Here is a 14,692-nt window from a genome sequence, read left to right on the forward strand (position 1 = left end):
CCTCAACCCCTTTGTTCTATCCTTTGTAGTTATACGGAATAACACATCATCCTAAATTCATTTTCTTTGCACAATAAGCAATATTATTTTATAATAAATTTAATAATAAAGTAAAAAGGATATGACTATGACAATTGAGAAGCCGATTTATCTGCAGAAAATCAAGCAAGATAATATGTCCGTGATTTTACAGCAAATTTGGGAGCATGAAGGCATCTCTAGAGTTGAGCTAGTCACCTTGACTAAGTTAACATCTGGAACCGTAACCAATCTCACTCAAGAGCTTATTCAGCTGGGTTTGATCCGAGAGTTCGCCACTTCTTCTAGTGCTATTGGACGCAAACGTGTCAAGCTGAAGTACAATACCGACCAATTCATGATCATCGGTATTGATATCAGTAGAACTTCATACGAGCTTATTCTCACTGACTTAGCTGGACAAGTCATTAATTCCGTGGAAGGTAACACGATTGGGATCCATCAACCGGAAAAAATTCTGGACTTGATTGCTCCGCTTATCCAAAATATGATCACTTACGCCTCTAGTAAGGGAATGCCGGTCATCGGATTAGGAGTCAGCATTCCGGGACCAATAGATCGTAAAAGCGGCCAATTGCTCACTCCACCTAATTTTCCCGGATGGGAGAATTTCCCGATCACCTCTACTTTAGAAAAAAGATTTGGTCTGCGTGTCTTCATCGAAGATGATGCTCGAGCATCCGCTTTGGCAGAAAGATGGTACGGTCTTGGCCGTAATGTGCAAAATTCTCTGTTTATTACAATGGGAATGGGAATCGGCGGCGGTGTCATTTCCAGAGGAGAGCTGGTGGAGGGGGCGAATGGACTCTACGGTCAGGTTGGGCATATTACGCTAATTCCTAATGGCTTGTTATGTGCTTGTGGCAACCGTGGCTGTTGGGAGACTGTCGGATCGATTCCAGGCATCTTGCGTCGTTGGTCCGTCGGAGACTCTATCGATGATTTCTTTCATGCTGTTCACCAGGAAGATCCTCATGCTGTGCAATGTCTTAAGGATACGCTCAGCGACCTAGAATCCGCATTGACAACTTTGTTCAATACCTATGATCCTGAGATCATCGTTCTTGGTGGAAGGCTATATCCTTATCTTGCAATGTACATGGATGACATAAGATCTCATGTTAAGGATCGCATTTACTCCTTCGTTAGAGATCGACTAAGAATTGAAAATGCAACATTCGGCTCATCCCAAAATGCAAAAGGTGCAGTCGCCCTTGTATTCGAACGCCTTCTAACTGCACCCCTGCAAATGTTAACAACGGATAATGCTAAAGAGAAGTAAGCTTGCTCTCTTTTTTCGAGAGCAAATAGTAAATTAACCAAACAGCCACAAAGAAAATGACAAGTCCGTAGCCTAACCAATCAAGGTTAATTCTCTCAATCCATCGTTGCACTGTTCCGTTGCCGTCCAGACTAGTGGAGAGTGTCTCTATTAACCCAAATGTTCCAATCGATAGAGCCGCGGCAACCGCGATGAAAGTAACGACAAGATTATAATGAAGCTTTTTGAGCGGATCTTCTAGCGCCCAGCGATAGGCTTTAACGACAATAAAGCCGTTAGCTGTATCCATAAGTGTCATACCGGATGCGAATAGAAGCGGCAAGGCGAGAATGCCCGATATCGGCAATACTTGGCTTGCTGCTGCACCGGAAATTGCAAGAAGGGCAACCTCGCTAGCCGTATCGAACCCAAGACCAAAGAGGAAGCCTAGTGGGTAGACATGCCAGCTTCTCCCAATCAACTTGATCAGCGGTTTAGTCAGCCTCGATAAAATCCCCCTTCCTGACAATGAATTCACCAGTTCAGCATCGTTGATTCGACCTGCCCGATAATTCCGACGTACCTTTATTAGATTGAGCAATACCGCACAATTTACGATACCAACAACGACTAAGAAAAGTCCCGATACCGATGCCCCTATAACACCTCCAACCTCTTGAAAGATCGGAAGCTGGCGTTGTGCCCAATGCACGGATAACGCTGTTGCTAATACCATCAAAAAGACAACGGAGGAATGTCCGGCGGAGAAATAGAAGCCTACTCCTAGCGGGTTCCGATTTTGTTGCATAAGCTTTCTAACCGTATTATCGATAGCCGCAATGTGATCAGCATCAAAGGCATGTCTTAACCCTAGCGTATAAGCTATGAGACCTAGTCCCCAAAATGTTGGGTGCAGACTAACAGACGAAGCAAGCATTGCAATCGCAACGATATGCAGGATCAGTACCGCTATTGCATACTTCCACATACTTTTTATTTCTCTATTTGATCTGATTTTCATTTCTATCCTTCCCTTCTACTGGCTGTAGATCATGATAACCTCTTCTAGCTGCCTCATACACCGTCTTCAAAGGAATGCCGTTTGCTTTTGCCACAGCTTCGCAATGTGCATATTCCGGTGCGAATTGCACCGTTTTTCCACCCATGACGCCAACCTTGACACCGATTGTTCCCCAAGCCGTCTCGACATCCACCCAATGTCGTTCAAGACGCTTGCATTCTGTCCACACATACCTCATGCCCAGCGTAGTTGTCTCTTCGAAGACAATCGTCTCCATAGCTTCAATAAGATTGGAATGGGTTAATACATTCAGTAAGAAGCCAGGTCGACCCTTTTTCATTAGAATAGGAATCCAGAAAACATCATGGGCACCCGCCAAAAGCAAACGTTCACTCACATAAGGACAGAATTCGGGGTTCATATCGTCAATATTTGTCTGAAGCATAACCATTCCGCCTTCTTTATGCTCCTGCTTATGCTCGTCAAACATAGCCTTCCCCCTCGTTTACTCTCGCTAGCAGCCCTTCATCCTCACCTTCGAAAAACTCCTGTTCAACCATCATGCACAAGGTGTGATAGATCGGAAGATGACGCTCTTGAATGTCAGGTGTTTTATCCCATGGTACCCGGATTGCAACCGTACATAGCTCTGCCAGCTTTCCTCCATCGCTTCCTGTCAACCCAATCGTCGATACTCCGAGTGCACGGGCTACTTGAACTGCTCGAACGACATTACCAGAATTCCCGGACGTGCTAATCGCCAGAAGGACATCCTCCGTCTTGGCAAGTCCATAAACCTGCTGAGCAAACACCATATCTGCTGCAACATCATTAGAATAAGCTGTCAGGAAAGCGGAGTGACTGACGAGTGAAATCGCTGGCAGCCCGCCCTGAAGATGATCTGCAAGATACAGACCCTCTTCCTTAAATACAGATTCTAGTAAGCTTCGCCGATTCGAAGGTAGTGGTCGTTTCGACATAAATCCCTTCATTAATTCTCCTACTATATGTTCGCTATCAGCGGCACTTCCACCGTTCCCACATACCAACAGCTTGCCACTGGCGCGAAAAGACTGCGAAAGGCACTGGTAAGCTGCCACGATATCATTTCTACACAAGGACAAATCTGGGTATTTAGAAACTAGCTCCTTCAACCAACGATTTATTGATTGATCGGTAAGCATATCGAATGCCCCTCTCTTTGAATGATTTGTTATATTAATCAGCATTGACCTCTATGATTTCTTCAGGAGAAGCCGTGCCGGTCGTTCCGATCTTACGAATAACGACTGAAGATGCATAATTCGCAAGAGCAGCCGCCTCGTGCCCCTCCCCGCCAACACCGAGCGCGCATAATGAAGCAGCTGCAAACGCATCTCCTGCCCCAACGATATCAAGTGGCGGCTCAACCGGTCGAGTGGGAACGAAGGTGTATTTTTCCCTATCCGCCCAGATCGCCCCCTTCGAGCCAAGAGTCATACAGCACACGCCCTGCACTTCATTGGACAAACGCCGAGCCATCTCCGCCCATTCTTCGGACGTTTTTTCAGTCGGCTCTTCATTAAACCAAAGACTCAACTCGACTTCATTCGGCTTCACGATAACTCCTCGATACTTCCCGATTCGATCACGGCTATCCACCATGATGATCTTGCCTTTCGCTGCCCAGCTTGTCAGCTTTAAGCGAATCTCATCCCCAATAACACCGAATGGCAATTGATCAGTAACAGCAATGATATCGCACTGTTCAGCCATTAAGTCCAGCTCCTTAGCGAGCTTCTCGGCCAGTGTTTCCGGCAACGGCTTGAAGTTCTGAAAGTCAAGTCTCGCGTCCTCTTGTTGCACACGTTGAATACCGGTTCGAATCGTTTTGCAATAAGCTGGTGTATTCCAGTTAAAATCCGATAGCAAATAAGACGTATCGATACCTTGAGCTGATAAAAGCTGCTCCAGTAATTCACCACGCCAGTCTTTACCCACTACCGAGCAAATCATCACCTTACTACAGCCCAAAGCAACGAGATTAGCTGCTACATTTCCTGCCGCACCTGGTGTGTATCGTTCTTCAACGATTGGCATCGTATAATGTGGAGTTTCTCTCGACAACGTGCTTCGAGTGAGGTCCGCAACCCAGTAAGCGTCGAGACAAACATCACCTATAACACCTGCACGCAGGGAACCAAATCCGCTTAACAGCTGCTCAAGCCGGGAGGCAGTCATATTTGCTGCATGATGCTTCACTAACTGTTCCGGATGATTATCTAGTAATTCCATTATTATGATCTCCTCCAGTCTCACCATTTGTTAATGCTTGCCGAATAGCCGGAATGGTCTGCTGATGCAAACCTTCAAAATGAAATCCATCTCCGCCCAGACTTGTTGGTCGATGAATGATATTTTTGCGTGGGCGATAATAATAATCCCAGTCCTCATAACCTACCTTGCGATGATAATCTCCAAGCTTGACTATATCGAAGTTAGCCGTTGTGATCCGGCTTACCGTGTGTCCCAAGTTACGAGCAATAGACAATGCTTTGAGCAGTACTTCCGGCCCCGTGACTGTTGAGCCGAAGTTCGCATATACGCCTCCATCTAGATGGGTAACTGTGTTAGCGTATATTTGGAAGTCGCGGCCGCTCGCGCCGCCCTGCACGGAGAAATTAACATCTGGATGCTGATGTATGCTGTCTGTCCCCAGCGTAATGTGAACAGTACATGGAATTCCTTTACGACCACAGGCACTTAGTAAACTGAATTGGGAGTATGGATATTGCCCGGGATTTCGTTTCATATGATCGATCAAGCTTTCCCCATAACCTAGTCCCTTGTCATACCCTTCTTTCAACGCTTGATGAAGCAGCTTGCCAGGCTCTTTCCACATTCCGAGCCTACCGCTTGCCAGTGCCCCAGTATCAATCTCTTCTGTATGAGCGAATGCAGCCAGCTCCAAATCCTGAAAAGCTCCAGCACCATTAAGCGCCAAATGAGTAATAAAGCCCTGCTCTATCAATTCAATAAGCTCAGTCGATACGCCGCTACCGATAACATTGCCACCAAGCGATACGATAACTTGGCCTCCATTGTCGCGTGCTGCATGTATACGATCGATGAACGTATGGAATGAATCATCCCTACTTCCAGCCCAATCCACCTGTTTGTATGGAGTTTTCCTCTCCAGCATCTCTGTAGTAAGGGCTCCACGTCTCTCCGCTATCGGATACAATACTCGGTTATCGTGCGATAATCGTTCTTTGCGCTCATATGGAGGAAATTGGACCCCCAGCTCCCGTTTGCGTTGAACAATACGGTGAAATAATTGCGGAATCGTAACCTGATGCAGCCCATGGAACAGATATCCCTCTCCACCGATCTGACCAAGACGATCGATGAAATTACGACGTGGCCGGTAATAATATTCAGAAGCTGTCGTCGGTGGTACATGATCCGCATAAACCGGAACAATATCAAAGTTCGCTGCTACGATCGATGTCATAGGCAGTCCTTCATTCCGGCATATACTAGTCGCCTTCAGGAAAATCTCTGGTCCCGATATCGCCGAACCAAAGTTCAAGAAGACACCTCCATCCACCATTTCCGCCACCGATTGGCACATTGTATTAAAGTCCTTACCACTGGTTTGACCTAGTGCTTCAAAGTCCACGATGGGATGCTGATGGATAATATCCGTACCGATAGAGATGTGGCATGTATAAGGAACACCGAAACGTTGGCATTGAGCAAATACGCAATCGTCATAGTGAGGAAATCGCTCTGGATAGCGATTCAAGTAATGGTACAAGCTCTCTCCGTAACCCAAATTATCGGAAGCCCCTTGTTGGATCGCTTCATTCATATACCGGCCGGTCTCTTCCCACATTCCGAAAGATCCGTCTTCTATAGCACTAGCTACATTCTCAGAAGTCTCCCCCAAGAAAGCCAATTCAAAGTCATGAATACTCGTCGCTCCATTGCCTGAAACATGAGTTACAATACCGTGACGCACCATTTCAATCACATAGCGGGACATACCATTTTTAATAACATGCGCGCCCATGGACCATATGACTGGCTTGCCCGCCACCCTTGCATCAATAATGCTATCGATTAACCGATCGAACGCTTCCCGTTCTGCTGGCATCCGTGGCCATTCCTCTGGAGAGTCTTCATAAGGCTGCGCCATATTGCGAATCGTGACCAAATTCTCCCGATCATGGACAGAACATGTCTTTATCGCATCAAAAGAAAGTAGCTCATGGCGTTTCATTGTACTCCACCTTTCATCACTTCAATCTCGAGCCAAGCAGACAATCTGCCGTATGGTTCAAGCTTCAAAGCTGCCCCTCGAGCAACCGCTTCAGCCAAAGTCCACTTTGGCGGTATATTAAAAGGCTCTAGCCCGATATTGTACTCGCAGCCAAAAAATGGAGCGTTGGGATCACTCGCGAAGTTTTGCCAATACCAAGTGTATGGCCATATCGCTGCATCCCAGCTTACAGCTAGCGACATTCCTTCCGGATTTCCATGTAAGCGGTAATTCCCCTTCGTGTTTTCAATAGCTAGCAAAGGTCTTATGGTGCCGGGATCTGCCAAGGAAGAGAGATCTACCTTGTCATGTGACCCAGGCATTCCAGGCCATGAACATCTCTCCCCCGTCTCCATATTGACAACGGTTGAGCCCTGTTCGAACTCCACCCTCGAATGCTCATTCAAGAAAGGTGCGCCAAAAGCCAAGTGATGTCCCCAATTAAATTCCATCTGTACCGGCGATTCATTGAACACAGTTTCTTCTAAACGCACGACCGTATCGCCACGCCCCAAAATGAAGGTTTTTTCAACCCTAAGCGGCAAAGACCGGAGACGATTGCTCAGACGGACGCGAATCTCATCCTCATCGTCCCTAATCAATTCGTAATCCCACGGTGTGATAGCCGATTCCCCTCGATGCACCATCGCACCCCGATAGACATGTGTCTCGCTCACTTCCGGCAGCATTTCCTGCCAACCACCCATATAAGTCATTTGATAGTCTTGGTAAAGAGAAGTCGGGGGAAGCAGTCCCATTCGTGTATGCCAAATGAAATCAGTATCCGTGGGCTTATGCAGCCAACGAACCGGTTCTCCGCCTCGATCCAGCAATAAAATGATCTGCAACAGGTCGTTTTCTAACAAAATGCTACGATATCCCTTGTATTGCATATCTTCCATAACACGGCAGCCATAATTGCGATATCGCTTGTAATAAGAGGACATTGTTATAGCCCCAATCGTGCTAGCCACTCGTCAATATTATTAAAGTCCCCAGAGATCCAATCCGCTCCAGCTACTTCGAGCCGCTTTTGTTTGACCACGTTCAGCCCTTCTCTTTTCTCCTCGTCACTCGCCAATCCAAGGGAAATACCTCCCGCTTCCTTTCCAAGACGAATCTCTACCTTCCCATCTCCGATAACCGCCAATTCACGTCCGGAAAGCCCTTTGTCCCGAATCAGATCCTGTATTACCTTCTCTTTAGAGCATTCCGCTTTTCCTACAGGAGCTCCGGCTATCTCGGTGATATACGGGGCGATGCCGAGCACCTCAACTTCGCGCACCACATCTGGATGATCCGTTCCGCTCGCGATGTACATTTCAACACCACGACTATGAAGCTCTCGAATTAAAGCCACTGCACCTTTGATCAGATAATCTTCAGCATTCAATTTCCCTTCTCTTAAATTTTTGATTCGCACCTCAACTTGTTCCAGTAATCGATCGTTGTAGATCGCCTTATATTCCCACTCACCCAAAATAGGAGTATTCCACCCTTTTTTCTCGACCGTATCTGCAAGCCAACGCATCTGATAGATCGTTTGAATACCTGTCGACTGATCAATATACTCATCAATCTCCTGAAACAAGGCATCCTCTTGCGCTTCACTGAGCTCTCTATCTCCAACAATCGACTCATACATGAAAGGTCGCATAATCTCTTCCCAGCCAGCACGCAGGGTGGATATCGTCCCGTCGAAATCGAACACTATTGCTTTAACTGCTGCCATATAATTACCACCTTTTACTTAATCAATAATTTTATTACAAAAGCATAGACTTTACATGATTATATTATCAGCACATAACTTAAAATAAAAGCATTTTCTTATTAAATAAATTATTTACTTAAAACACTGTGTAATCTATAATTTAAATAAGCCCAGTAGCGCCGCCTATATAAGGCACTCAAGACAAATCAACATTATCTTAATGAATGACATGATTCAAAAACGATTTATTAACACCTTATGAATGGGAGGATCGTTATGACCAATAACACCATTTCGTTAACCTTGGAAGAAAAGAACGCAGCACTAGGTTTATCACTTCGTTCACTAGGAAGCGCCTTGATTGCCTTCTCCGGCGGGGTTGACAGTACTTTTCTATTAAAACGGGCACAACAGGAGCTAGGCGTTCACGCAACCGCCGTCACAGCTGCATCTGAAACTTTCCCAAGTCGTGAATTCGACGCTGCCGTGAAATTGGCGTCTGATATGAATGTTCCTCATCTGTTGACTGAAATTTCCGAGCTCGATAACGAGCAGTTTGTCGCAAACGCACCCGACCGGTGCTACCATTGCAAAAAAGGCTTATATGCGCACCTAAAACGGCTAGCCTCCGAGCATGATCTCCCCTATATTCTCGATGGGACCAACTTGGACGATCTTGGTGACTACCGTCCGGGATTAGCCGCCAAATCAGAAGAAGGCGTACGTAGTCTCCTCGTGGAAGCCGGTATGACCAAAGACGACATTCGCGTTTTGTCCAAGGACTTGAATTTACCTACCTGGAACAAACCCTCTTTCGCCTGTCTATCTTCTCGCATTCCGTACGGAACACCCATCGATCTCGAGAAGATTGATCAATTGGACAAGTCGGAGCAATACTTGCTTGATCTTGGCTTTTACCAGGTACGGGTCAGGCATCACGGGGAAATTGCTCGCCTGGAACTGATGCCCCAAGACTTGATAAAAGCTATAGAATACAGAAATTCAATCACCGATGCTTTGCGCAGCTATGGGTTCAAGCATGTAACCTTGGATCTGCATGGCTATCGAACAGGGAGCATGAATGAAGCCCTCCCTCAGAAGGTTATATGATGGCCAACAAAGGATACACCGACGATTCAGTTGCCAAATATGCCAATCTCGATATAGACAGGGAGAGACGTCTAGGCTTCCCTGAAGTTATTTACGGAGAGAACAAAACCGCCGAACAATTGATCGGGATTGCTGAAAAGATGAGGGAACACGCTTCAAGGCTACTCATAACACGAGTAGACTCCGAGAAGGCGAAGCTGGTCTCCTCCCGCGTCCCGGGCCTTATTATCCATGAGGATGCTCATGCACTAACTGGATTTGGAGCTGTTCCGCCAGCAGATCGAGAGGGTTACATCGCTGTGGTTTGCGCAGGCACGTCCGATTTGCGCGTAGCTGAAGAAGCAGCTGTTACTCTCGAGATGATGGGCAGCCGCGTTGAGCGAATTACCGATGTTGGAGTCACTGGCATACACCGTCTCTTCGCCCGGCTTGATACCATTCGGGAAGCGGATGCCATCATCGCAATTGCTGGAATGGAAGGAGCGCTACCAAGCGTACTCGGCGGACTAGTAGCTAAACCGTTGATCGCCGTCCCTACTAGTGTAGGGTATGGCACCGGTCTGAATGGCTTGATCGCAATGGGCGCTATGTTGAACGGCTGCGCTCCTGGTGTCACTGTTGTAAATATCGATAATGGCTTTGGTGCAGCTTATGCAGCCGCATCGATTCACAAACAAATACGAAGGGGGAACTAACCTCATGAAAATCATATATTTAGACTGCATAGCTGGAATCAGTGGTGATATGATGCTAGGCGCACTCGTAGACGCTGGGGCTGATTCCAATTACATTGAAACTGAGCTTCTTAAGCTCCCTGTCTCACCCTACTCTTTGACATGGAATCGGGTTAATAAACTAGGCATCTCATCCATCAAGGCTGACGTTCTAGTTGATCCCGACTCACCTCCCGCTCATCATACACATTACAGCGATATCGTACGAATGATTCGAGACGCCAACCTTCCTGAGCGGGTCACAACCAGAAGCCTCGCTATATTCGAAAGAATCGGCATCGCAGAAGGAAAAATTCATGGTCTTCCATTAGAGAAAGTCCATTTTCATGAGGTAGGCGCAGTCGATTCCATAGTAGATACTGTCGGCGTCGCATTGGCACTGGAGTCACTGCAAATCGATTCCATTTGGTGCTCCCCAGTGCCTCTCGGCTACGGGACTATCCATTGTGCACACGGTATCTATCCAGTCCCAGCACCTGCTACATTGGAGATATTAAAAGGCATTCCACTAGCATCAGTACCTATTCCAAAAGAACTAACGACGCCTACTGGAGCTGGAATTGTCAGTGCACTAGTGGATCAATTCCACATCTCACTTCCCAGTATGACGATCACATCCATTGGTTATGGTGCTGGCACCAGAGACTTAAAGGAGCGCCCTAATGTGCTTCGTGTCGTTGTCGGGAATCCAGAACAAGCTTCAGAGACTATTCATGATCCTCATGCGCACTCTCATAGTCATGATCACAATCACGGCCATTCACATTCCCATTCTCATGATCACGATCACAGCCATTCACATTCGCATTCACATTCGCATTCCCATTCTCACGATCACGATCATCAAGAGGATTCCTAAATTTTCAACATTATCACTTCATATTAAAGCAAGTTTTTATACAACAAGGGGGCTATTAGACGAATCATTCCGTCTAATAGCCCCCTTCTTAAATGAAGCTTTATTTAACCGCTCCAGCCACAATTCCATCGTTGATTTGTTTCTGGAAAAGAACATAGATGATAAGAACAGGAACCGTCGAAATCAATAAACCTGCAAAGAGTGGACCAAACTCAATCCGATATTGCATCTCACCTTGCATCACGCCAAGGCCTATCGGGAGAGTATATTTGATTGCATCGCTCAGAAGTACAAGCGCATATTGATACTCATTCCAAAATTGCAGTACATTAACGATACTTATCGTAACTAAACCCGGAGTAGCTAATGGAAGCATGATTTTGAAAAACACTCCATACAACGAAGCACCATCTATGACTGCTGATTCTTCTAACTCATGTGGCAGCGACTTGAAGAATCCCATTAGAATGAACATCCCCATAGGCACTGCAGTGATGGAATACAACAGAATAATCCCCGTGAATGAATTACTAACATGCAAGGCGCTAAATAGAAAGAACATCGGAACGATGAGCATTAGCGACGGGATTGTCAACGATGAAATATATAAATAATAGAGAATACCGCTTCCTTTGAAAGTATACCTAGCCAAAACATAGGCGGTCGTTGCCGTCAAAAAAAGTGCAAGTAGCATGCTCCCACCAGTAACAACAATCGAATTCAGGAAATAGGTGCCAAAATGGTATTTATCCCATGTATATGAGAAGTTGGACCATAAGAGTGGTAAATTAGGAAGATCCCATGCTTTGCCTGAATACACTTGCTGATTGTCCTTCAAGGACTGAAATACCGAGAATAATAAGGGATAAACGGAGCAGACAGTCCAAAACAACAATAATATTGAAGCTCCCCACCGAACTAGCGGGTTTATTTTCTTATAGTCCAATCGTATCTCCCCCTTTATGAAACCTCGACCACTTCTCGTTTCATCAACCTCTGTAAAATAACGGTGGTCAAGAGAGAAACAATGAGGATTAATACTCCTATCGCAGATGCATAACCCATATGATACTGTTTAAACCCCATTTGATATAAGTAATAGCCAAGCACTTGGGTAGAGTTATCCGGTCCGCCCTCCGTCATAACATTGACGATCGCGAATGATCCATTCAAAGATGAAATAACAATTAACACAACAGATACTCTGACTTGTTCCCAGATCAATGGAAGCGTAATATGAACGAACTGTTTCCACTGTGTGGCCCCATCTATCTCAGCTGATTCATACAGAGGTAGGGGAATGCTCTTAATAGCGGCTATTAATAAAATCATGAAGAAGCCGATACCCGCCCAGATCGCTGGAGGCAATAGCGCCCAAATCGAATAATCAGAATCTCCCAGCCACGGGATCTCCACCTTACGTTGTAGAACAAAAGAGAGAATACCGTTCAATAATCCGAATGAGGGATTGTAAATAAACCGCCAAAGCACTGCGATTACAACAATTGAAAGGACATTCGGAAAAAAGAAAACGACTCTATAAAATTGAGCCCCCCGCATTTTGAACCGAGTAAGAGCAACGGCAAAAAATGTAGCCAGTAGCATAATCCCGATGACCTTCCAGAACACAAGGAAATAATCGTTTCCTATCGCTTTATAAATAATAGGATCCGCGAACATTTCACGAAAGTTACCTAATCCGACGTAGTCCATGTTTTCCGAGGAGCCGGACCAATCGAATAAACTAATATACAACGCCCTTAATATCGGATATAGCGTGAAGATGCAATAAAGAATGAGAGTTGGCAAAATAAAAGAGGCAATAAATAAGGTGCGCGTGCGTTTTGCTGTCATATGCTACCCCTTCTTATTCATTTAGGATGAGGATAAGGATAAGGGGAGCCCCACCCTTATCCTCATTACAGTCAATTCCTTATTTTTTGGAGCTCGCTTTCACTGAAGCTTTCTCCACCCGATCAACCCATTGTTCTGGCGTTATCTTGTTGTCTGTTAAAGCTAGGGTTGCGTTATCTATTTCCTTCTGCAAATCTGCATTAAAGGAAACAGCAGGAAGAACGACGAGATCAGGACTACTATAGTATTTACTTGCACTAACGGAAAGCGAGCTTGCTTTCGTTCCATCAAGATCAGCCTTCACGTTTAAGATGGCACCTGTTAGCTCAGCCCACTCAACTGCCGATTTTTTGGTATACATAAATTGAATGAATGCTTTAGCTGCCTCAGGGTTTTTCGCTTTTTGAGCAATTGCAACCGGGCTGGAATATGGATTGGCAACATACTTCCCACCAGGCTGCTGAGTGATTGAAGGAATCATCCCAAATTCAAATCCAGCTGGCGTATCATTCTTCATTTCATTCTCAACCCATAATCCGTTTGGAACAAAAGCAGCTTTGTGTTGAACAAACTGTATTTGTGAATCCGTGTGATTCAAGGCTATTGCCGCTTTATCAATGAAGCCTCTATCACGCATGATCACAACCTGCTGCAACGCCTTCATAACAGCTTCACTCTTGAATACGTCCGGCTTCATTGCCGCCATGTCCTGTAGGATAGATGGATCGTTTCCATTGTTCGACACGATTGCCGGGAATAGCAATCCACCTTCCAAATAACCTGGATATGCACCAGCATGGATATAAGGCGAGATTCCAGATGCCTTGATTTTCTCACTCACCGCTAGAAAACTTTCGAAATCAGTCGGTACCTCCCAATTATTTTGCTTAAAGAGTGCCTGATCGTAGAACGTTCCCCATGAGCCAAATACATAAGGAATGGAATAAATCTTCCCATCATAAACTTGTGGCTGTGCAATTAGACTAGCCTTGATGGATTCCCCATCCGCATTGGTGGCAGTTGAAAACCATTCAGTAAGATCCATCAGTTGATTATCTTTAATTGCCTGCAGCACATCGAGACCGCCAGCACAATCGATAAACACGAGATCAGGCGGATCACCTTGGATCCAACGGGGTTTCATTTGGTCATTAATTTTAGGTCCTGCCGACTCTTTAATATTAACGTCAGGATATTTCTCTTTGAATTGCGCTATTATTGACTTCTGCCACGCATCACCATAACCACCAACGCAATATTGAACTTCGAAATCACCTGCGATATTAGGTCCGGAATCCGAATCAGGACTGGCAGCAGTTTCTGATGGCTTTCCAGTTTCCGTTGCACCGTTGTTTTTGGAGCCTCCGCAGCCTGCCAAAGCAGTCGACATAATAAGTAATGAAGCAAAGCCTACTAGGAATGATTTTTTTATTTTCACTTGTGCAACTCCCCTCATATTCTACATTGCATAAATTTTAGAACCCCTCAAATAATCGTCCAAGCATTCCAACCTCAACCACAGACTTCCCGATCCACCTCCTTAAGACAACTTACTGATTTTTGCAATAAAACGCTTCCAACAAATCAAAGTAATATCATCTCAATCATGAATCGCGTATCCCGACCCCTTAAACAACTATGTTCACTACTAAAATTCATTATAAAACCACAATTTTACTTTGTCAATAAGTTAATTGAATACGTATTGATACCCACCCATTTACACCTTATAAATAAACATATAAATGGAAATAAGCAGTCCAACCAAAATTAAATGCCCTTTAAATATTTAGTTAA

General features: G+C 45.3%; 14 protein-coding genes. 4 read left to right on the forward strand and 10 right to left on the reverse strand.

The window, feature by feature from the left end; all coding sequences use genetic code 11:
* Positions 1–127: 127 nt before the first annotated feature.
* Entirely contained in the window at positions 128–1,321 is a 1,194-nt protein-coding gene (locus tag KCTCHS21_RS23690; RefSeq protein WP_157994111.1) for an ROK family transcriptional regulator, read from the forward strand.
* Here the strand turns inward: KCTCHS21_RS23690 and KCTCHS21_RS23695 are convergent.
* Genes KCTCHS21_RS23695 through KCTCHS21_RS23725 form a run of 7 tightly spaced genes read right to left on the reverse strand, consistent with a single transcriptional unit; the run spans position 1,308 to position 8,356 of the window.
* On the reverse strand, positions 1,308–2,321 hold the full coding sequence (locus KCTCHS21_RS23695; protein ID WP_130614018.1) for a HoxN/HupN/NixA family nickel/cobalt transporter: 1,014 nt from the start codon (positions 2,319–2,321) through the stop codon (positions 1,308–1,310). The genes KCTCHS21_RS23690 and KCTCHS21_RS23695 overlap by 14 nt on opposite strands.
* Positions 2,302–2,811 (reverse strand): nickel pincer cofactor biosynthesis protein LarC2, encoded by a 510-nt coding sequence (gene larC2 / locus KCTCHS21_RS23700; protein WP_130614020.1) that lies wholly within the window; start codon positions 2,809–2,811, stop codon positions 2,302–2,304. Before larC2 ends, KCTCHS21_RS23695 begins: the two co-directional genes overlap by 20 nt.
* Positions 2,804–3,550 carry a D-sedoheptulose-7-phosphate isomerase gene (locus KCTCHS21_RS23705; RefSeq protein WP_232057941.1) on the reverse strand — a complete coding sequence of 249 codons (747 nt, stop codon included), beginning with the start codon at positions 3,548–3,550 and terminating at the stop codon, positions 2,804–2,806. Before KCTCHS21_RS23705 ends, larC2 begins: the two co-directional genes overlap by 8 nt.
* Positions 3,540–4,595, reverse strand: coding sequence for a bifunctional heptose 7-phosphate kinase/heptose 1-phosphate adenyltransferase (locus tag KCTCHS21_RS23710; protein ID WP_162309364.1), 1,056 nt, complete (start codon positions 4,593–4,595; stop codon positions 3,540–3,542). Before KCTCHS21_RS23710 ends, KCTCHS21_RS23705 begins: the two co-directional genes overlap by 11 nt.
* Positions 4,579–6,585 (reverse strand): GSU2086 family protein, encoded by a 2,007-nt coding sequence (locus tag KCTCHS21_RS31515; protein WP_179952636.1) that lies wholly within the window; start codon positions 6,583–6,585, stop codon positions 4,579–4,581. The genes KCTCHS21_RS23710 and KCTCHS21_RS31515 overlap by 17 nt, the downstream gene beginning before the upstream one ends.
* The gene (locus KCTCHS21_RS23720) at positions 6,582–7,571 is read right to left on the reverse strand and encodes a DUF4432 family protein (protein ID WP_130614024.1); all 990 of its coding nucleotides are present in this window, start codon (positions 7,569–7,571) and stop codon (positions 6,582–6,584) included. Before KCTCHS21_RS23720 ends, KCTCHS21_RS31515 begins: the two co-directional genes overlap by 4 nt.
* Positions 7,572–7,573: 2 nt before the next feature.
* On the reverse strand, positions 7,574–8,356 hold the full coding sequence (locus KCTCHS21_RS23725; protein WP_130614026.1) for an HAD family hydrolase: 783 nt from the start codon (positions 8,354–8,356) through the stop codon (positions 7,574–7,576).
* Between the two features lie 258 nt (positions 8,357–8,614).
* On the opposite strand from KCTCHS21_RS23725, the gene larE reads away from it, so the two are divergent.
* From larE to larC, 3 genes are read left to right on the forward strand one after another with little or no spacing between them, the layout of a single operon-like run.
* A complete protein-coding gene (gene larE / locus KCTCHS21_RS23730; RefSeq protein WP_130614028.1) occupies positions 8,615–9,448 on the forward strand; it encodes an ATP-dependent sacrificial sulfur transferase LarE in 834 nt (277 codons plus the stop codon).
* A complete protein-coding gene (larB, locus tag KCTCHS21_RS23735; protein ID WP_130614030.1) occupies positions 9,445–10,143 on the forward strand; it encodes a nickel pincer cofactor biosynthesis protein LarB in 699 nt (232 codons plus the stop codon). The genes larE and larB overlap by 4 nt, the downstream gene beginning before the upstream one ends.
* A gap of 4 nt (positions 10,144–10,147) precedes the next feature.
* On the forward strand, positions 10,148–11,041 hold the full coding sequence (larC, locus tag KCTCHS21_RS23740; RefSeq protein ID WP_130614032.1) for a nickel pincer cofactor biosynthesis protein LarC: 894 nt from the start codon (positions 10,148–10,150) through the stop codon (positions 11,039–11,041).
* Between the two features lie 100 nt (positions 11,042–11,141).
* On the opposite strand, the gene KCTCHS21_RS23745 is transcribed toward larC, so the two are convergent.
* The 3 genes from KCTCHS21_RS23745 to KCTCHS21_RS23755 form a co-directional block, all read right to left on the reverse strand.
* Positions 11,142–11,987 carry a carbohydrate ABC transporter permease gene (locus KCTCHS21_RS23745; protein WP_130614034.1) on the reverse strand — a complete coding sequence of 282 codons (846 nt, stop codon included), beginning with the start codon at positions 11,985–11,987 and terminating at the stop codon, positions 11,142–11,144.
* Positions 11,988–12,001: 14 nt separating this feature from the next.
* Complete coding sequence (locus KCTCHS21_RS23750) at positions 12,002–12,895, reverse strand: carbohydrate ABC transporter permease (protein WP_130614036.1); 894 nt, start codon at positions 12,893–12,895, stop codon at positions 12,002–12,004.
* Positions 12,896–12,974: 79 nt separating this feature from the next.
* On the reverse strand, positions 12,975–14,333 hold the full coding sequence (locus KCTCHS21_RS23755) for an ABC transporter substrate-binding protein (RefSeq protein WP_232057942.1): 1,359 nt from the start codon (positions 14,331–14,333) through the stop codon (positions 12,975–12,977).
* Positions 14,334–14,692 lie beyond the last annotated feature (359 nt).

The sequence above is a fragment of the Cohnella abietis genome, assembly GCF_004295585.1.
In the GTDB taxonomy this organism is placed as follows: domain Bacteria; phylum Bacillota; class Bacilli; order Paenibacillales; family Paenibacillaceae; genus Cohnella; species Cohnella abietis.